The sequence below is a fragment of the Rubripirellula reticaptiva genome (assembly GCF_007860175.1).
Taxonomy (GTDB): Bacteria; Planctomycetota; Planctomycetia; order Pirellulales; family Pirellulaceae; genus Rubripirellula; species Rubripirellula reticaptiva.
Map to the genome: position 1 here is coordinate 952,416 of NZ_SJPX01000004.1, position 19,951 is coordinate 972,366.

The following is a 19,951-nucleotide window of genomic DNA, read 5'->3' on the forward strand; positions in this document are numbered from 1 at the left end:
CTAACTGTTGTACCGAGCGTTGTCCGTAGGATCGTTTCAATCGGCAGGGTCGACGTAACATTCCGTCGTTTCCCGCAATCGTCGCCGTGCGAACTGCCCCGTCGCCGCGAATTGAGGTTTCATCATCAAGCCTTAAAACGAGAAAGTTTGTTGGTGGACCAAAATTCACCAGCAACGCCGACTTCATCCTGCAGGGCTATATCGACGTACCGTCGACGGGCTGAAAGCGGAGTTAGGGGAATAGAGACGCACGTCTTATGTTTTTTTCAATACGATATTTTCTATTGGTGCTTTGGTGCCTTGCCACTGGCGCAGGTTTCGTTGCGATCGAGCGATACGCGCACACACCAGCCCAACTGAATCATCAGATCGACCGATGGCCGGCTAGCAGTCATTTGCAAACGGCGCACGGGAAACCAACGCTGGTGATGTTCGCGCATCCTCATTGCCCATGCACTCGCGCTAGCATGAATGAGTTATCTCGGATTTTGTCGCAGTGTGAAGGACAGGTCACTGCATCGGTAGTGTTCCTTGAGTTCGAATCCATCGACAAACCTGTAAAGCAATCAGGTCTATGGCGACAGGCAATGGCGATTCCTCATTTGCACGTTGCGGTAGACCATCAGCAAATCATTAGCAGGCTATTTCAGGCTCGTAGTTCCGGCGAGACATTTTTGTTCCAGGCAAACGGAAATTTGTCTTACCACGGGGGCATTACACTGTCGCGCGGTCACGAAGGCGACAACACGGGGCATGATGCGATCGTTTCAATTCTGACGAAGGGAACCAGTCATCGAAGCATGGGCCCGGTGTACGGTTGCTCTCTCAGTAGTCCTCGGACAGAGGAATGAGGGAGTTGCCATGTCGAATGCATTAAAAGAAAATTCCCCGCTGGATGACTCGATCCTAAGTCGTGCAAGGGTCTTGTTTGCCGAGCAGCAGCACGAGATCTTTCGGCATACCGATCGGTTATTTGCGATCCTGATGGTGGTTCAGTGGCTTGGTGCTATCGTAGCCGCGGTCGTGATCGCGCCAACGACGTGGCAAGGTGCGTCCAGCTACATTCATTTTCACGTTTGGTGCGCCATATTTCTGGGCGGCACGCTAACGGTGCTTCCTGTTTTTCTCGCTTGGCGAAGGCCCGGCGAGGTGATGACTCGGCACGTGATTGCGATGGCGCAAATCTTGTTCTCAAGCTTGTTGATTCACTTGACCGGCGGCCGAATCGAGACTCACTTTCACATTTTCGGCTCTCTCGCTTTTCTAGCAATGTATCGCGATTGGAAAGTGTTGGTTTCGGCCACCGCCATTGTGGTCGTTGATCACCTAGGGCGAGGACTATACTGGCCACAGTCTGTTTTTGGTGTGGCTTCGGCTCCTCTTTGGCGATCGTTCGAGCACGCCGCCTGGGCCCTGTTCGAAGACTTTTTCCTGTTTTTGTCCTGTCGTCATAGTGTCCGCGAAATGTGGCTCGGGGCGTTGCGCGGAGCGAAATTGGAAATCATCAATCACAGTATCGAAGCGACGATGGCCGAGCGTGCTGCGGTCGCCGATGCACTGGAACACGCCAAGAACGCAGCGGAAACGGCTGACCGAGCCAAGAGTGAATTCTTGGCCAACATGAGTCACGAGATTCGCACGCCACTAAACGGAATCATCGGGTTTACCGATTTGTTGATGCGGAACACGACCTGCAGTGAAACCGAACGACGTGACTATCTAGGCAGCATTCGTACTAGCGGACGTCATTTGTTGGGATTGATCAACGATATTCTTGATCTGTCAAAGATTGAAGCCAGTGCGATCGAAGTTGAACACCTTCGTTGTTCACCCCATCAAGTGATTTGCGAAGTGATCAGCTTGATGCGCGTCCAGGCTCACAACAAACAGCTTGAAATCGCGTACGCCTGGCACAGTGAAGTGCCTTGCACGATTGAAACGGATCCGACAAAGCTGCGCCAACTGCTGATCAATATCGTGGGCAACGCGATCAAGTTCACTGAAAAGGGCAGTGTTCGAATCGACGCTCGTTTAGACCGAACCGGCGATCACCCAGTTTTGGTTCTACAGGTGGTCGATACGGGAATCGGCATTCCAGCGGATAAACAAAGTGGCGTTTTTGCACCGTTTGTTCAGGGTGAAAGTTCGATCTCCAGGCGATTCGGCGGAACAGGGCTAGGGCTCACGATCAGTCGGCATATTGCTCACGCCCTGGGTGGCGAGTTGACCTTCAGCAGTGAGCTGGGTGTCGGCACTACATTCACTGCGTCGATCGCGACCGGTTCGCTTGATGATGTTGAAATGAATGAGGCGCCAATCGGCGATTCTTTATCGTCTCGATCGAGTGAGCTCGCAACGGCAAAACGCGTCATCCCGCATGGCAAGGTCTTGTTGGTCGAAGACGGTGAAGTGAACCGCAAACTGATTGTTGCAATTCTGTCCAGCGAAGGCATCGACATTACGACCGCGGAAAACGGAAAGACGGGATCGGATCTCGCGATCACAAATGATTTTGACCTGATCTTGATGGATATGCAGATGCCAGTGATGGACGGCTATGCCGCGACCGCGCGATTGCGCCAGGCTGGGATCACTACGCCGATCATTGCATTGACCGCACACGCGATGAGCAGCGACCATCGCAAATGCAAGAATGCGGGTTGCAGCGGATACTTGCGCAAGCCAATTGAAACGGATTTGCTGCTTGATGCCATTGCCGATGCGTTGCAAAGCAAAGTTGAGGCAACGATCAAAACTTCATTCAACGACTCGGTCAACGCGGTGACCGATTCGGGGGCCGGGTTAGAGGGGCGTCGGTTAACGCCAACGTCGCTGCATTCAACGCTGCCGACCGAAAATCCAGATTTTGCCGCGGTTGTCGTTGAGTTTGCTAGTTTCCTGGGCCAGCAAATCGAAGAACTCCGTCAGGCAAGTGTTGCGAGTGACATCGCTGCAATTTCCAGGATTACCCATCTGTTGAAAGGCAGCGCGGGCAGCGCTGGATTCGCTGACTTTGATCCATCCGTTCGACGTCTCGAAACCGTTGTGGTTGACGGAAAATTGCACGACCTTGAATCGATCCTTTCCGAGTTGAGGCAACTGGCTGATTGCATCGTTGTTCCAGAATTGAAGGAGGCGACGGTATGACAATGGCAACCATGGATCATCAGAGTCCGTGCAGACTCGTTGAAGCAATCAATGCGAACATCATGGTCGTTGATGACGTGTCCATGAACATCAGTGTCGTCTGCGCTCATCTGCGCGGCGAGGGTTATGAGCGGTTTATAAAAGTCTGTGATCCTAGTCAGGCAATCGCGACGCTCTATCAAGAGGAGCCGGACTTGCTGTTGCTTGACATGATGATGCCGGTCGTAAGCGGGCTGGATATTCTGCGCGTCGTGCGAGCGGATCCGAAGTTTTCACATCTCCCGGTTCTTGTCTTAACTGCTAGCGACGATCGGCAGCTCCGAAAGGCAGCGCTCGAGGCCGGTGCAACGGACTTTCTGTTGAAACCGATTGATCCCGAAGATTTGATTCCGAGAGTCCGTAATTCGTTGGTGTTGAAACAGTATCAAGACTCGCTGGAACAACAGGTCCGGCAACGGACACGTGAATTGGAAGAGTCGCGAGTCGAGGTCGTTCATTGTCTCGCCCGCGCTGCCGAGCATCGCGATGAAGACACGGGTAATCATGTGCTTCGAGTTGGCAAGTACGTTGGATTGATTTCTCGAACACTTGGGATCGATGACGCGACGGCGCAGCTCTATGAACTTGCTGCGATTTTGCACGACGTTGGAAAGATCGGCATTTCCGATTCGATCTTGCGAAAGCCAGGCAAGTACACTGCCGAAGAATTCAGCATGATGCAAGAGCACTGTGCACTAGGTCAAGCAATCTGTGATCCCACGGCATCGGTTGGCGACTCGCATCAAGATGTAAGAACGAAGTTGCCTCTGGTTAAAAGAACGGTTTCACCGCTGTTGACGACCGCAAGTGTGATCGCATCCACGCACCACGAGAAATGGGACGGCAGTGGCTATCCTTGGGGGTTGAAGGGCGAAGAAATTCCGCTGGCTGGTCGCATCACTGCGGTGGCGGATGTCTTTGATGCCCTCTGCAGTAAGCGGTCCTATAAAGAAGCCTTTCCGTTGGACAAGTGTTTTGGAATTCTTGAAGAAGGACGTGGTAAGCACTTTGACCCGGTCGTCCTTGATGCGTTTTTCGCAGCCAAGGAACAAATTCTGTTTGTTCACCACACCTTTGGCGAAGCGTAGGTCTGGGGACAAGGCTGGATTTTAATAGCGTTTTCGGATTATCACTTTCCCACAGGGAGAGTGATTTAAACGCTCGTGAAATATCGACTTAAAAATTGCACGACCTACGGGGCGGGAGGGTGATTTTGAGATTGTCGGTGTAAGAGTTGTTTTCAAACAAGTCCTTAGTTAAGTGCTTCGCTCAGGCGCGAGATTAAAGCTTGGCGATCGTGCGCCGTTTCGGTGGCCTGCAACTTGTTGCTTAAATTCATCATGAAAGCGGCGTAGTCGTTGTGCCAATCGCGTTCAATTTGCGTCACGTCGAAGCGAGGTTCCGGACGTTCGATCGACGTTGGCGGACCGCCGGCGACAAGTTCATAACTTTCGTCGAACTGCGGCAAGTAGATCTTCGTGCGGTCATAGCCTTTCTTAGCAGCCAAGTCTGCAAGCACGGTGCGGCCATCGTCTTCGCCGTGGTTCAGGAAGAGACCACCGGTGACAGGCCCCCGTTCGACCAACCAATCCAACAATTCAGGTTGGTCGGCGTGAGCCGAGTAGTTTCCGAGACGTCGGATTTCGGCGCGGACCTTGTATTCTTTGCCGTGAATTCGAACCGCCTTGACTCCGCTAGTGATGATCTGTCCTAACGTTCCGGGTGATTGGTACCCGACGAAAAGGATGGTGCATTCAGGGCGGTAAATGTTGTTTTTGAGGTGGTGTTTGATTCGCCCTGCCGTGCACATGCCGCTAGCCGAAATGATGATCGCGCCGCTCTTGACGTTGTTGATCGATTTGCTTTCCTGGACACTTTCGACGATGTGAAAGTTCTTGTGCCGAAACAACTCGGACGGTTTGATTTCAATGTCTTCCATCGTGTTGGCATACTTGATGAAGACTTCCGTGGCTTTGCTTGCCATCGGTGAGTCCAAATAGACCTGCGCGTTGGGGATCTCGCCCGAGTTCAGCAGCACGGCGATGTCGTGCAACAGTTCTTGGCTGCGTTCGACGGCGAACGACGGGATCACCACATTGCCACCCTTTTTGAAAGCGCGGTTTAGTTCGTTCTTCATCGCTTCGCGGCGCTGCACAAGCGTGTATTCTTCGCGATCGCGATTACCGTAGGTGCTTTCGCAAATGATGTAGTCGTACCCTGCTGGCGCGTCGGGTTCGGGGTGAAACGCTTTCTCATCGGGCCCCAGGTCACCGCTGAACAGCAAGCGAATCGCTTTGTTGTTTTCGGTCACTTGAATTTCGGCGGACAGTGATCCCAGCAAGTGTCCGGCGTTCCAAAACCGCACGCGAACATCCGTGCTGGGTTCGAACCAAGCTTCGTATTCATGGGTTTTGATTTGCTTGAGCACGTGCTTGGCGTCTTCGATCGTGTAGATCGGCTCGACGGCAGGTTCGCCTCGTCGCTCGTTCTTTTTATTTTGACGTTCCGCGTTGGATTCTTGAATGTAGGCCGAATCCAATAACATGAACTCCAACAAGTCTTTGGTTGCTGGTGTGGTGTAGATCGGGCCTGTAAACCCGGCCTTGGTCAGCTTTGGCAGCAAGCCGCTGTGATCGATGTGGGCGTGTGTGAGGACAAGGAACTCGACCTTGGTCGCGTCGAACGGGAACGGCACTAAGTTCAATTCTTGTGTCGTTCGGTTGCCTTGGAACAGACCACAGTCCACCAGGAACGTTGATGATTCGGAGTGGATGTGACTGCAAGATCCCGTTACGGTTCCGGCTGCTCCGCAGAATTTCAACGTGGCCATAAGTTGCTCAGTAGGAAGGCTAGTAAAGTCGTCTTAGAAATGGATCATCAGTGTAGTGCAAATCGATGTCGCCAAGGCGGCGGACTTTGGCTAGGGAACGTCGCGAGAAATCTGGTGACAGGATTTGCAGTCCGATTTGATTTCACGAAAGACCCTCGATGCGGTGGTTGTGTTGGTTGGTCCTGACCTGAGGATGTCTTCCAGTTTCTTGGCGTTGGAGAGCGATCGGTTGAGTAGCTGAATGTATTCGGCAGATCGATTGCTGGATGAATCGTCACGAAACGTCTCGTCAAAACATTCCTTCAACATCAATGCTTGTTGAGTCGGATTGAGATTGGCTTGATTCTCCCAGCCTGACGATTCGGTCAAACTGAGCGAGTCAAAAATCTCTTGGAGTTTGACCATTTGCGTAGCCAAGGCAGGCGGCGCTTCGAAGGCTTGGAATTCAACGACCAGTGATTCCAAAACGTTGGGGGCGACGAGTTGTGTGCGAGCAACCGTTTGATGCAACCCTTGGTAGTCGGGGCTGGTGCCCGCGGTCTTCAAAAATTCGACGCCAGCTTCATGGTCGATTCGTCCTGCGGCGATGCAGGCGGATGCGGCAGCGGCGGGCGAGCGATGCTTGCCGTGATGGCAGTGAATGTAAACTGGGCCAGGCAGGTCGGTGATCGCTTTGGCGAGTTGTAGAACTCGGCTGGAATCGATGCCATCGTACCCGTGCGGAAGATGGATATAGCGAAGCCCGGCACGCCGAGCCGCTTCGACATCCGGCTTAGCACTATCCACACTGATGATCGTGCGAACCCCGATCTTATGCAGCTCGGCAAAGCCCTGGGCGCCATCCGGAAGTCCTCCGGAAATGACTTGGTCGTCAATCCGAAATGCGTTTGGCAGTGAGGTGATCGAGAGCGCGATCGGATCGGCGGCATCCAAGCGACATGTTAGCGCGTGGCACAGGATCAGAGAAAAGCCAGCGATCAAGGGGAGTGTCTTGCACATCACCGAATTATAGACACTTTGACGGTGACCAGATGCCGAGTGCCACCGCAAAAAGATTCAGCTTAGCGTGCCAGCTTCAACCTGGTTAAGGTGCCCTTAGGATGGTTCTCGCCGCGCCGGTCGCCCATTCTTTTTGGCCTGCAACAAAGCCTCGGATGATTAATGGGCCGACCGTTCCAACTGGCAAACGAAACTTGGTCGTTGCCGGCTGATTGGCGGTCATGTCCATGCTCAGTTTGGCCACGGTCGTTTCGTTCGGGTCACCATCGATCGCCGCACCAAGCGGACGGTCGATCGAAACGCAAAGCTGGCCTGCAATTGGACTGGTCGAAACCACTTCGACAACGTCGCCCAGCGCGTGACTGGCCGCAACGGACATGGTCATCGGCTGGGGATGGTGCATCGACAGCATCGGGTCGCCGATCAAATTATACAGCAGCATGTGTTCGCGGCGCTCGTCCACCAAGACCGTTCCGGCCGGGCTGATCATCGTGGCGAGCGCGTCGATCATCATTCGCGAGTTTGCATTCGCGTCGGACGTTTGCGTTTCGCTAACCCGATGCATTTCGCCGAGCGCACTGAGCCATGCATCACCGAGTCGCGGCAATTGTTGAGCAAAAACGCCGTCGATCAAGCCGACCGCTGCGGTTGTGTTTCCGTAGGGCATGGTCACTCGGCTGCCCGCGACAACGGCGACGGGGCCACCATCGGTCAACCACATTTCTTCGGCGATCGAATCTTCAGGAGCATCCATCGCGCCGGTGTAACAGGCCAGTAGGACTGCGATCGGCGAGGCGCCGTCGGGGCGTGACAGTCGCGCGGCACTGTTGCGATCCAGCACTGGAATTCCGGCTTCGGTTTGGGGAAAACGATCCAGTTCGGTGACTTGTCCATGACCTGCGTAGACCCAGAACCGTGCGCCTCGCTGGTAGTTGTTCAATATGCAATCGGTAAACGAGGCGCCGACCGGGCAAAACGGATGACCGTCACTGGCATAGGCGACTCGTGTCCTGGTTGCCATCGGCAAGACACTGGTGACAACGGTGCGCGTGACCGACTCGATCGCTGCGTCAGCCATCATGCCAAACCCGCCCACTCCGCCGACCAATTGGACTTCGGAACGCCACGTGCCAAAGTCGATGCTGTTCTCATAGGCAAGGATGCGTTTGACCGCGCGGCGAAGTTCTTCGGCCGTGTCGACCGGCAGCCGGCCTACCACTGCTTCGGGTAATCCGTCGCCGTCAAAATCGCCGTACAAAAGGTCGCTGGATAATGTGGGCGTTGACCCCCACTTCGCGGTCACCGTTGTCGGTTGATACTCGATCGGGATGCGCCGCGCCGGATCGCACCGAGTACCAATTACCGGCGCGTCACCGACCAGGACGATATAGCGAGTCGCATCGTCGGCGGCACGTCGGATCATGTCACGCACATCGTCGGGGCGTTCCGCTGAATCGACCACAACGATACTTAGGCCTTCTTGTTCCCGGTAGTTCAGCCACGGTTGTAGGTCGGCGCGGAATACGTCGGGACAGACCACCACAGCATCCACTGCGACAGCGTGATCGGTTTCGATCATGGCGCAGCCAATCAAAATCGTCAGCCCGAAGATGATTCGCGAAAAGGTCATTGGGTCACTACTGTTGAATGAGTTAAGCTTGCCGGACGGATTGTCGCCGATCCAGTCCCTCGTACACCAGACCAATCACCCTTCATCTGATGCCGAACCTACGCAATCTTACGTCAAATCAACGTCCTCGAATCGCGATTTCCGTCGGCGACGCAGCAGGCGTCGGCCCAGAATTGGCGATCGTCTGTGCCGGATTGCCGGCAATCACGGCTCGCTGTCACCCGATTCTTTACGGTCCCAGGAACGTGCTCGACAGAATCGCCGGTGAAATGAAGCTCAATTTGACGGCCGAAGTTCTGGACGTTGGCGACATTGATTCAGCCAGCGTCGTGCCAGGGAAGTTCAATGCTGCGACGGGGCAAGCCTCATTTGACGCGTTTGACCGCGCGATCGCCGATGCGATGGCCGGGCGAGTTGACGCGATCGTGACAGGACCGATCCAAAAAGAAGCCTGGTATGACGCCGGCATTCGATTTCCCGGACACACCGAAGTCCTGGCGGACCGGACTGGCGTCGATGATGCCTGCATGATGTTGACCAGCGATATTATTTCCTGCGTCTTGGTGACGATCCACATCCCACTAGCGGACGTGGCCAAGTCGATCTCGGTGGATTCCATCTTGCGAGCGATCCGATTGGGCGCCGACGCATTGTCTCGCCGCGAAAAACGTGCCGCGCGAGTGACCGTTTGTGGGCTGAACCCGCATGCTGGCGAAAACGGGCTGATTAGTCACGGAGAAGAAACTCAGTTCATCATTCCGGCCGTCGCAGCCGCGCGTGCCCTCGGCCTTGAAGTTACCGGGCCGTTACCCCCGGATACCGCGTTCACGCCGACCGTTCGAGCAGCGACCGATGTTTATGTTTGCATGTATCACGATCAGGGTTTGATTCCATTGAAGGCGTTGGCGTTTGATGATGCGGTGAACGTGACGCTGGGGTTGCCCGTCGTTCGGACCAGCGTGGATCACGGTACGGCGATGGACATCGCTTGGCAAGGCAAAGCGAATCGAACCAGCATGATGGCTGCAATCGAGATGGCGATCGATTTGTCCGATGGTTGATGCGAACAACAATGAACGACTGTTGCCGGCGCAGGACAAGGTGACTCGACGGAGTTCGCTGGCGGCGACGCTTGCGACCACGACGCTGCTGATGATGTTGTTTCTGGTTTACGCGGGCGATGCGCCGCCAATGGTCAACGAAGCCCACTATCTGGTCAAGGCCAAGAATTTTTGGCAACCGGATTGGTGTCGATCCGACCTGTTTGCCTCGTCCGGCAAAGCTCACACGACGTTCTATGCGTTGTTTGGATGGCCGACGAAGTTTGTCTCGCTAGAAACGACCGCGTGGATGGGCCGGATTGTCGGATGGTTGACGCTGGCGATTGGGCTGCGCCGTTTGTGCGCTAGTCTGTTTGCCAATTCATTGGCCTCGATCGTTGTTGCGATCGTTTGGATCGCGGGCGTCGAGTACGGGAATTTGGCGGGCGAATGGGTGGTCGGTGGCATCGAAGCCAAGGTGCCCGCGTATGGATTGGTTTTGATGGGTTTGGCTGAATTGGTCGATCGCCGTTGGAACCGAGTCTGGTTGTACATGGGGGCCGCATCGGCGTTGCACGTGTTGACCGGTGGCTGGGCCGTTGTGGCGGCGATGATTGCGTGGCTATTCAGCGAGGCTCGGCAACTGGATTGCAAACCGCTGTTTACGCGGTGGCTGTTTGTGGGTGGCGCGATGTCGTTGCTTGGGCTGTTGCCTGCGGTTTGGCTGAATTCGGGGGCAAGTGCACAGGACGCGACCGAAGCGGCGCGGATCTATACGTACTTTCGAATTCGGCATCACCTGTTGCCATCGGATTTCTACTTTGAATGGTACGTGCGTCACGGCATCACGTTGGCGCTGACGATCGCCGCGACGGCAATCTACTTTCGCGATTCTTGGAATCTGCGGCGGATGTTCGGATTCACGTTTGGCGCGTTCCTGATCGCAGTCGGCGGAATGATCGTTGGCGGGTTGCCTGCGTTGATGCCTGACTTGGCGGCAAAGTTGCTGCGTTTTTATTGGTTTCGACTTTCTGATGCGGTCGTGCCGTTGCTGTTGGCGGTTTTGGTGATGCGGATGCTTGCCGATCATCGGATTTGGTTGCGTCGGACCGGGACGGTGGCCTTGGTGGTGGCGGCCGGATTGGTTGGCCACAGCGTGGTGGGGCGAGCAAGCATTCCGGTACCACCATCGGTCAGCAACGCTTTGTTGGGATGGGACATGGATGCATCAACAACGACGCAGCGACAAACGTTTGTCGACTGGTTGAAGGTTTGTCAGTGGGCAAAGCAATCGACGCCAAGCGACGAGGTTTTTCTAACTCCGCGGCATCAGCAAACGTTCAAATGGTATGCCGAACGGGCGGAAGTGGTGAACTGGAAAGATGTTCCGCAAGATGCAAAAAGTCTGTTCCAGTGGAGCGAACGTTTTTCGGAAATCTTCCCCGCCAGGCTAGGAAATATCCGAGTCACGATCGGTTATCGAGCACTGCGAGAGTACCGAAAACGATTTGGGGTTCGATTCATGATCGTTGATCGCCGAGTGATTGGCCAAGACTTGCCGTTGATCCGCGTCTATCCATTGTCGAGCGACGACAATCAATCCTACGCAGTTTATGAATTGCCGCGTTAAGTGATGCCCCGCGCCAGCGTCTACAATGCGGCTGTCAGATTTTCCGCATTCGAAGAGTACGCTATGTCCACCTTTGCGAAGCTAGGTTCCGTCGTTTTATGTTTGTCGGTCGTGATGTCGATGTCTGCGCATGCTGCGCGACCTCACATCGTTTTGGTGATGGCAGACGATCAAGGCTGGGGCGAGACGGGGTACAACGAGCACCCGATTTTGAAGACGCCGAATTTGGATGCGATGTCTGAAAACGGTTTGCGATTTGATCGGTACTATGCCGGCGCGCCGGTTTGCTCGCCGACCCGAGCGGCGGTTTTGACCGGACGTACCAATGACCGTACCGGTGTCGAAAGCCATGGTTACGCACTGCGTCGTCAAGAAATGTCGCTTGGCAAGCTGATGCGTGAGGCCGGATACACCACCGGTCATTTTGGAAAGTGGCATTTGAACGGGTTTCAAGGTCCGGGTGTGCCTATCTTGGACACCGATGACCACAGTCCTGGCGAGTTTGGATTCGATCGCTGGTTGTCGGTCACCAATTTCTTTGACCGTGATCCGATCTTGTCGCGGCGAGGCAAATTCGAAGAGTTCATTGGTGACTCGTCCGAGATCGTGGTTGATCAAGCATTAGATTTCATCGGTCGCCAGGTTCGCGTGGACTCACCCTCGTTTACGGTGATTTGGTATGGAACCCCGCACAGCCCGTTCAAAGCTGCGCCCGAAGACATGGAAGCGTTCAAGGATTTGGACGAGCAGTCGATGCACCACTACGGCGAACTGATCGCACTTGATCGCAGCATCGGGACGCTGCGAACGGGGCTTCGTGATTTGGGAATCACGGACAACACATTGCTTTGGTACACGAGCGACAACGGAGGATTGCCGAAGATCAAGCCTGCAACAACAGGCGGACTTCGGGGCAACAAGGGCACCGTTTTTGAAGGCGGTCTGCGAGTGCCGGGGATCATTGAATGGCCCGGCGTCATCAAACAACCTCGAGTGACGAGCTTTCCCGCTTGTGCGATGGATATCCTGCCGACGCTGTTGGAGGTGACCAAGGTTGCCCACCCAGCCCCCGATCGTCCTGCCGACGGTATCAGTTTGGTACCGCTGCTGACAAACGAAATTGCCCAACGCGAGACACCGATTGGATTTCGATTCGCAAATGCGACCGCTTGGATCGACAATGATTGGAAGTTGCTTTCCGAGAACACAAAGAAGGGAAAGTTTCAGCTTTACGACTTATCATCCGACTCGAAAGAAGCGAAGGATGTCGCGGCCGAGAATCCGGACATTTTGCGGCGGATGAAGAAGCAATGGATCCAGTGGAACGAGTCGGTACAGGCAAGTTTTGATGGAGCCGACTATCCCGAGGGTATTGTGGATCCCGCCGAACCTCAACGACGGCACTGGCGCGACAGTCCGGAGTACGCGCCTTACTTGGATCGGTTTCGCACGCGATGGGAATACAGCGATTGGTTGAAGAAATCGTCTAAGTAGTCGGCGCAGCGGGATGGTTTTGTTCACTTTGAAATATGTTTCACAAACGGATTGCTCTATTTCAATTGACGACCCCTCTTGGTGCCCTTACGGTGACAAGGTGACTTTCGTCTTCATCGCTCCTCTCGGATGCATGAAGTTGTCGTCGTCGCCGAAGTCCTTCTCTTTCAAAGGTGTGCCATGTCGGTTCTTCTTTCCGCATCTGAAATCATGCGTCGCTCTTTGGTGACGTTGATGCCAAACGATGATGTCTACGCGAGCGTGGCGAGGCTGTTGAAGGACGGCATCTCGGGTTCACCTGTCGTCGACCACCAAAACAATTATCTGGGCGTGTTTAGTGAGAAGTGTTCGATCACAGCCCTGACCGAAGCGGTCGAGGCGGCTCGCGAGGTCGGGCTGCACGTGGTCAAAGTCCGTGAGTTCATGACATGTGAGTTGGTCACGTTGTCAGCCGACACGTGCGTGTTCGAAGCAATTGATCATCTGTTGTCCCGGCGAATTTCCGGGGCACCAGTATTGGACAATGATGGACGCTATGCAGGTGTCTTTTCCGAGAAGACGGCGATGCGCGTGCTTGCATCGGCGCTACACGATCAATTGCCGGGCACAAACGTGGGTTCGTACATGAACACGGATCGCAACCGAATCATTGACGAAGAGGACATGTTGCTAGACGTCGCGCATAAGTTTCAGCAGACGCCTTATCGCCGTCTGCCGGTACTTCATGGCAACAAATTGGCGGGGCAGGTCAGTCGTCGTGATGTATTGCGGGCCGAGTATCGGTTGGCGATGGAGGTGACGTCGCAGGGCAGGACATCGCAGAATCCGAAGGTTCTTGCTGCGTCGCAGCCGAAGCAGATCGGTGACTTCATGGACACTGATGCGTTGACGGCTGGGCCGGGCGCGGATCTGTTGGGGATCGCCCAGATGTTTCTGAATTCGCCGTACCGACGACTGCCGATCGTTGAAAACGGGAAACTGATTGGGCAGGTCAGTCGTCGAGATTTGCTAGGCGCGGCCGCGAAAATCATGAAGCCGATCAAGCCAAGATTGCGGGCCGAGACGCTGTACCTGTCACAGGTTTCCTCTGGCACACCGCCGATGCTTAGCTAACGCAAAATGTTGCAATCAAACGCTACGCCGCGTGTCGCCAAGGCGGCATGCGGCGGACCAATCACTCGTCGTCCGTCACCATTTCGTCGGTAATGTTCAGGTTGGTGGTCACGTTTTGGACATCGTCGTGATCGTCAAGTTGTTCCAGCAATCGCAGCACTCGTTTGCCGTTGGCCGCATCGACGTCGACCATCGTTTGCGGCAATCGTGACAGTTCACTGATTTCCGGCTTTAGCTCGGCGGCTTCGAAGGCGTCGGCGAGATTTTGGTAGTTTTCGGGCGGGCAAGTGACTTGAAAGTTGCCCTCGTCGGTCAACTCGATGTCCTCGCCGCCATTTTCCAATGCGATCTCGGTGACTTTTTCTTCGCCGGCTTCGGCTGGCAGGACGAACAGTCCTTTGCGTTCAAACAGATAGGCGACGCAGCCTGTTTTACCGAGGTCACCACCAAGTTTTGAAAAGAGCAGTTTCAATTCGGGACCGGTGCGATTTCGGTTGTCCGTCATGACTTCGCACATGATCGCGACGCCGCCGGGGCCGTAGCCTTCGTAAGTCATTTCTTCGACTTCATTGCCAGCCAATTCGCCCGTGCCGCGTTTGATCGCGCGTTCGATATTGTCCTTGGGCATGCTGACCGATTTTGCATCGTCGATCGCTTTGCGTAGTCGAATGTTGCCGTCGGGGTCACCGCCACCACCTTTAGCTGCGACGATGATTGCCTTGCTCAGCTTGCTCCACAACTTTCCTCGAGCAGCATCCACTCGCCCTTTGCGGTGTTGGATGTTCGCCCACTTTGAGTGTCCGGCCATGAAAGCGGTACAGATATGAAAGGAATTCGAGGGTGGGAAAACGGATTGCAATCCGCCGGAACTAGCGTGGCTTGCTCTTGGTCAATTTTCGGTTGTCCGACTTTTTAGCCGATGCGGGCTTCTTTTCAGCGCTCGCTGGAGCGGACTTCTTGACCGATTTCTTCTTGGTTGTTTTTTTCTTCGCAGGAGTGCTGGCGGCAGCCTTGGGCTGCTTGGCGGCTGACTTCTTGGTGCTCTTTGGCTTTTCGGGAGCAGCTTTTTCAGCAGCCGGCTTGCTGGCGGTCTTCTTCGTTGAAGCAGCCTTCTTCGCGGTTTCCGCTTTTGTTTCGGGGGCTTTTGCTGGCGCGGCTTCGCTTGCTTTTGCTTCGGCCGACTTGGCTGCTGCGGTGCCTTTCTTCGCAGCCTTTTTCTTTGGCGGTGGACCGGCTAGTTCGGCTGCCTTGGCAGCTTCGGCGGCCTCTGCTTTTTCTTTGGTCTTGCGTTTGACGACACGTTTCTTGGCGGCCTTCTTGTTGGCAAGCCAATCGTCGAGGCGTTCACCGGAGCCCTTGGAAACCGATTCGAGCAGATCGCGAGCTGCTTTGTCTTTCAGGTTCTTGTTCAGCGCCACGGCGCATTGATGCAGCAGGCCTGAAAACTCGATGCCTTTGCTCTTGGGGATTGCCCGTTCTAGGCCTGGAACCTTGCCGGCCATGGCTTCGGGTTGCGAAGCAATTTCAGTGGCCAGCATGATGACCATGGCTGAATAGTCGATCGGAATCGAGTGGCCACCGAGTCCGTGCTGGATGGTGTAGCTGAGCACGAACTGGGTCATGCCGGGCATGCGTTCGAACTTACCGACCGCTTTGCCAAGATTTTCTTTCTTCAAGTGATCGAGATCGAAGGTGTAGAACTCTTCGAAGATCCCTTGCAGATTGCTCTTCAGCCGCGCGGCCGCCTTGGCTGGCTCTGGCAATCGAGACAGCACCTGAGTCAGTTCGGTGATCGAAGTGACACGGACTTCGTTCCAGTCAAAGAATTCCTGTTCGCACTTTGCCATGCCTTCGTCAGCCAATTCGGCGGACGCATCTTGCAATAGCGAAGCATAAAGCAAGTGTTCGAGAAGCGGCCGAGTTGGCTGGGCAGGTAGCGGTTTGTAGTGCTTCTTTAACGCGGTTTGCAATTTGGCGATAAGATTGGCACGGTTGCTTGCAGACATCTTGGTGCGGATCGTTTGGTGGGTGTGTTGAGTTGAGTTAGCGTTGAATGGATGGTGACGTTACCGCCCCGTGGGGCAGCGCCAGCTATTCATTGGTGTCGCTTGGCGCAGGTGCTGCGTCATCGGCAGCGTCGCTTGCAGGGGCATCACCCGAAGGATTCGAGGTTCCCGACTCTTCGTCGCGTTCGCGTTTGATTTTTTCGAGGATCTCGCCAACGGCAAGTGACTGCTGGACGCCACGATCAATTTTGAATTGCAATCGCGGCGTGTACCGAGTGTCGATACGAGTTGCAATTTTACTCTGTAAAAATCCAGCCGCGTTTTGAAGCCCGCGAAGGCAAAGGTTTTGCTGGGTTTCGTCACCCATCACGCTGACCGAGACGGTGGCCTCGCGCATGTCCGGGGTCACCTTTACGCCAACGACAGTGACATCGCGGACACGTGGATCCCGCATCTCGGTCAAGATGGACGAAGCGACGACTTCGCGGATCGCTTCAGCGGCTTTCAACAGGCGACGGCTGGACACAGCGGGATTGGCTTCGGGGGGTGGAGTAGGGAACAGGATTTTGCAAACGGATTTGGAGTCTCATTTGGGAAACACCAGCGCTCGTTTGGAACATGTCGTTGAGGCCACGTCATAAATATTGCCGCTACCTCAACCTTGTCATTCGAGGGTCGATCAATCGAGTGTTCGAGCGACTTCTTCGATTCGGTAAGCTTCCAAAACATCATCTTGTTTGATGTCGTTGAAACCTTGCAGGCGGATACCGCATTCCATGCCACGCGGGACTTCCTTGACGTCATCTTTGATTCGCTTGAGCGAGTCGAGGCCGTAATCGCCGATGACACGACCGTCGCGGGTGACGCGGATGCGGCAGCCACGTTGAATCGATCCATGGACGACATAACAACCGGCGATCGCACCGACTCGGCTGATGCTGAAGACCTGTTTGACCACTGCACGTCCAAGTTCGACGACACGTTCTTCGGGCTTGAGTCGTCCTTCGACCAATGCACGGATTTCGTCGGTGAGCTTGTAGATGATGCTGTACCGACGAATTTCGATACCTCGTTCATCCGCAAGTGCTCGGGCTCGTTCGTCAGGAACCACGTTGAACGCACAGATGACGGCATTGGATGCCGAAGCCAGCGACACGTCGGCCATCGAGACTCCACCGACACTCTTTTGCAAGATCCGGATTTCGACTTCCGGGTGATCCAGCTTGGTCAGTTCTTTCTCGATCGCTTCGAGTGATCCCTTCACGTCGGCGCGAATGATCATGTTCAGACGTACCTTTTCGGCTTGGATGCCAAGGGTTCCGTCTTGCAATTGTTCTTGGAACGTGTCGAACGAAATTTTCGTGCTCAAACCCGACAGTGATTCCAGGCTGCTGGTGTGAGCCCGTGATTGGGCGATTTCCCGAGCCTTGGTGATATCGCTGAGCACGTGGAAGCGGTCGCCCGCACCCGGTGCTTCGTCGAATCCGGTCACGTTGACTGGCGTACTTGGGCCAGCCGACTTGATTGGTTTGTTCTTCAGCGTGTCGGTCATCGAACGAACGCGACCGTGTGCAGATCCACAGACCAAGACATCGCCGACTCGCAGCGTACCGTTTTGGACGATCAGCTTGGCCGAAACACCGCGGGCACCTTGTTGTTCGGATTCCAAACAAACGCCCATTGCTTCGCGGCTAGGGTTAGCCGTGTACTCGTTCATTTCGGCGACGGTTAGCAGCGTTTCGAGCAATTCGTCCATGCCCGTGCCCTTGGTCGCACTGGTGCGAACGACTTCAACGTCGCCGCCCCATTCACTTGGCGTCAAGCCATGCTCGGTCAACTGCGTCAAGATGCGGTTTTGGTCGACGCCTTCGAGGTCGATCTTATTTAGCGCGACCACGATCGGCACTTCGGCCGCTTTGGCGTGGCTGATGGCTTCGGCGGTTTGCGGCATGATTCCGTCGTCGGCTGCGACAACCAAGACAGCGATGTCGGTGACATTGGCACCGCGAGCACGCATTTCGGTAAACGCTTCGTGGCCAGGTGTGTCAACGAACGTCACCTTGCGGCCATCTTTGAGCACTTCGTAGGCCCGAATGTGCTGAGTGATGCCGCCGGCTTCGCCTTTCACAACATTGATGCCAACCAAGTGATCCAGCAAGCTAGTTTTGCCGTGATCGACGTGACCCAAGAAGGTCACGATCGGTGCACGCATGATCAACGAATCGATATCGTCTTCGCGATCTTCCAGTTCCGAGATCAGCGAATCTTCGAGCGTTTCGGAAGCCTTCAATTCGATGGTCAGTTCCATTTCGGCAGCAAGTGCTTCTGCTGACTCGAGGTCTAACTCGGAATTGATGTTGATGCCGCCTTGCAAGCCCATCTGCATCATCGTGCCAAGGACCTTGCCAACGCCGACGCCGGCTGCTTCGGAAAACGACCGGATCGTACAGGGCAGTTCAAGCACCACAGCGTCTTTTCGGGGCGCGGCAGTGTTGATGGTTTTGCGGCGTGAACCGCCGCGATTTCGATACTGACGCGAGCGGTCAAAGCCGCTGTTGGAATCGAAGCGACTACGTCCCCGAGCACCTCCGCCTCCGCGGCTTCGTTCAGCGCGAGGACTGGCCATTCCGGCCAAGCCTTTCTTGCGAGGCTTTTCGTCCTCGTCTTTGCCAAGCGGTCGCTTGGAGTCTTTGCCTGTGAAGCCGCTGAGCCCACCACGTTTGGCGGCTTTCTTCTTTTCGTCGTCTTCTTTGGCCAATTGTTCTAGCGGTGCTCGCATGCCTTGGCGGTGGCCGGCGATTGCATCGGGACTAAGTTTGACGTCCGGCTTTTGTGCCTTTGGCTCGCCATCGGCAGCCTTGGGCATCGCCTGTTCGCTGACTTCGGGAAGCGAAGCCATTTTGACGTTGATCCGAGGCTCGCGGCGTTTCGACTTGATATCGAGTTGTTTCTTCTCGCCACTGCCGGTGGAGGGGCGGTCGAGAGATCGCACCTTGCCCGAACCGCTGGCACTAGCGTCGCGGCGGATTGGCGCAACCGGTTCAGTCGGTGACGAGAATCCCTTGCGAGCTGCCATGCGGCTAGCAATTCGGCTAGCGAACCCAGGCTTCTTTCCGCCTGTTTCGACGGTAGGCTGGCTCGGCGCAGGCTGGCTGACGCCTGGCTTGCTTGTCGCTGCCTCGCCTGCGGGGGTTTGGGCACGATCCGGCGTCACCACGGCACCCATGCCAATTCCCTTGGGCGCGTTCGGGTCCACTTTGGGAGCCTTCGCCACAGGAATCGGGGGCGCAGCCGGGGGCGTTTCCGGTTTCGGTGCAGGCGGGGCGGCCGGTGCTGGGGCGGCAGCCGCAGGCGGCGTTTCGCTCTTGGCACTTGTCGGACGCGATCGGGATCGACCGACGTTGATAGCGACCGGCTTTCGGTCAGTCGGGACCACCGAGTCGCGGACAGCGCCTAGCGGCGCGCCTGAACCAGCCGTTGGTGCGGCAGGCTTGGCAGCGGAAGCTCCAGCGAGGTGTTCTCGGACTCGTGTCGTTTCATCGTCGGTCAGACTGGCCAAGGCCGAGCCCTTGCCGGTGATCCCAACCTTCTTAACGATGTCAACCAGCTCTTTGCTGTCGAGGTTTAGTTCTTTTGCGAGCGCGTAAATGCGTGCGGGCACGGGGTGAAAATCCTGTCGATTCGATTGGGAACCCGCCACGCGTGCGTTGTATTTCGCCTACGTCAGTGCGGGGGTGCTTTGTGTTGAGTGCCGAAAACCAGAAATTTGGTCTCCGAAACGCAAAGCTGCGCGGGGCTGGGTTCAAAAATTTGAGTGAGTCACATAAACCTATTCCTCCATCGTCGCAGCCGATTCGCGGGCCAAATTGCCCTGAAAACCAGTCGCGGCGGGGATCCTACAACGACGCTTGGGAACCACAATGGGCTCAACGTTCCGATACGATAGCGAAAAAGGTCGCCGACGAAGAGGTCTAGAAAGCCACTTTACGCCGGAACATGCCAACTTTTCCACTTTGCCGGCCT

At 55.4% G+C, this 19,951-nt stretch carries 14 protein-coding genes; 7 read left to right on the forward strand and 7 right to left on the reverse strand.

Going from position 1 to position 19,951, the window contains the following annotated elements:
* Positions 1–257 precede the first annotated feature (257 nt).
* The 3 genes from Poly59_RS20750 to Poly59_RS20760 are packed head-to-tail and all read left to right on the forward strand — an operon-like array spanning position 258 to position 4,274.
* Positions 258–851 carry a thioredoxin domain-containing protein gene (locus Poly59_RS20750; RefSeq protein WP_146535972.1) on the forward strand — a complete coding sequence of 198 codons (594 nt, stop codon included), beginning with the start codon at positions 258–260 and terminating at the stop codon, positions 849–851.
* Positions 852–861: 10 nt separating this feature from the next.
* The gene (locus Poly59_RS20755; RefSeq protein ID WP_146535973.1) at positions 862–3,147 is read left to right on the forward strand and encodes a response regulator; all 2,286 of its coding nucleotides are present in this window, start codon (positions 862–864) and stop codon (positions 3,145–3,147) included.
* Complete coding sequence (locus Poly59_RS20760; RefSeq protein ID WP_146535974.1) at positions 3,144–4,274, forward strand: HD domain-containing phosphohydrolase; 1,131 nt, start codon at positions 3,144–3,146, stop codon at positions 4,272–4,274. The genes Poly59_RS20755 and Poly59_RS20760 overlap by 4 nt, the downstream gene beginning before the upstream one ends.
* Before the next feature lie 164 nt (positions 4,275–4,438).
* Here Poly59_RS20760 and Poly59_RS20765 read toward each other — a convergent pair whose 3' ends face one another.
* The 3 genes from Poly59_RS20765 to Poly59_RS20775 form a co-directional block, all read right to left on the reverse strand.
* Entirely contained in the window at positions 4,439–6,016 is a 1,578-nt protein-coding gene (locus Poly59_RS20765; protein WP_146535975.1) for an MBL fold metallo-hydrolase RNA specificity domain-containing protein, read from the reverse strand.
* A 90-nt stretch (positions 6,017–6,106) separates the two neighbouring features.
* Positions 6,107–7,015 carry a protein-tyrosine phosphatase family protein gene (locus tag Poly59_RS20770; RefSeq protein ID WP_146535976.1) on the reverse strand — a complete coding sequence of 303 codons (909 nt, stop codon included), beginning with the start codon at positions 7,013–7,015 and terminating at the stop codon, positions 6,107–6,109.
* A gap of 85 nt (positions 7,016–7,100) precedes the next feature.
* On the reverse strand, positions 7,101–8,645 hold the full coding sequence (locus Poly59_RS20775) for a C25 family cysteine peptidase (RefSeq protein ID WP_146535977.1): 1,545 nt from the start codon (positions 8,643–8,645) through the stop codon (positions 7,101–7,103).
* An 89-nt stretch (positions 8,646–8,734) separates the two neighbouring features.
* On the opposite strand from Poly59_RS20775, the gene pdxA reads away from it, so the two are divergent.
* The 4 genes from pdxA (at position 8,735) to Poly59_RS20795 (ending at position 13,922) form a co-directional block, all read left to right on the forward strand.
* Positions 8,735–9,706 carry a 4-hydroxythreonine-4-phosphate dehydrogenase PdxA gene (pdxA, locus tag Poly59_RS20780; protein ID WP_146535978.1) on the forward strand — a complete coding sequence of 324 codons (972 nt, stop codon included), beginning with the start codon at positions 8,735–8,737 and terminating at the stop codon, positions 9,704–9,706.
* Positions 9,699–11,315 (forward strand): DUF6798 domain-containing protein, encoded by a 1,617-nt coding sequence (locus Poly59_RS20785; protein ID WP_246151808.1) that lies wholly within the window; start codon positions 9,699–9,701, stop codon positions 11,313–11,315. Before pdxA ends, Poly59_RS20785 begins: the two co-directional genes overlap by 8 nt.
* A gap of 63 nt (positions 11,316–11,378) precedes the next feature.
* Positions 11,379–12,809, forward strand: coding sequence for a sulfatase family protein (locus Poly59_RS20790; RefSeq protein WP_146535979.1), 1,431 nt, complete (start codon positions 11,379–11,381; stop codon positions 12,807–12,809).
* 180 nt (positions 12,810–12,989) lie between these two features.
* Positions 12,990–13,922 (forward strand): CBS domain-containing protein, encoded by a 933-nt coding sequence (locus tag Poly59_RS20795; RefSeq protein WP_186776418.1) that lies wholly within the window; start codon positions 12,990–12,992, stop codon positions 13,920–13,922.
* Positions 13,923–13,983: 61 nt separating this feature from the next.
* Here the strand turns inward: Poly59_RS20795 and Poly59_RS20800 are convergent, their stop codons facing one another.
* From Poly59_RS20800 to infB, 4 genes are all read right to left on the reverse strand, one after another.
* A complete protein-coding gene (locus Poly59_RS20800; RefSeq protein WP_146535981.1) occupies positions 13,984–14,730 on the reverse strand; it encodes a YebC/PmpR family DNA-binding transcriptional regulator in 747 nt (248 codons plus the stop codon).
* A gap of 61 nt (positions 14,731–14,791) precedes the next feature.
* Complete coding sequence (locus Poly59_RS20805) at positions 14,792–15,928, reverse strand: hypothetical protein (protein WP_146535982.1); 1,137 nt, start codon at positions 15,926–15,928, stop codon at positions 14,792–14,794.
* An 85-nt stretch (positions 15,929–16,013) separates the two neighbouring features.
* Positions 16,014–16,454 carry a 30S ribosome-binding factor RbfA gene (gene rbfA / locus Poly59_RS20810; RefSeq protein ID WP_146535983.1) on the reverse strand — a complete coding sequence of 147 codons (441 nt, stop codon included), beginning with the start codon at positions 16,452–16,454 and terminating at the stop codon, positions 16,014–16,016.
* 153 nt (positions 16,455–16,607) lie between these two features.
* Positions 16,608–19,589 (reverse strand): translation initiation factor IF-2, encoded by a 2,982-nt coding sequence (gene infB / locus Poly59_RS20815; protein ID WP_146535984.1) that lies wholly within the window; start codon positions 19,587–19,589, stop codon positions 16,608–16,610.
* Positions 19,590–19,951: the final 362 nt, after the last annotated feature.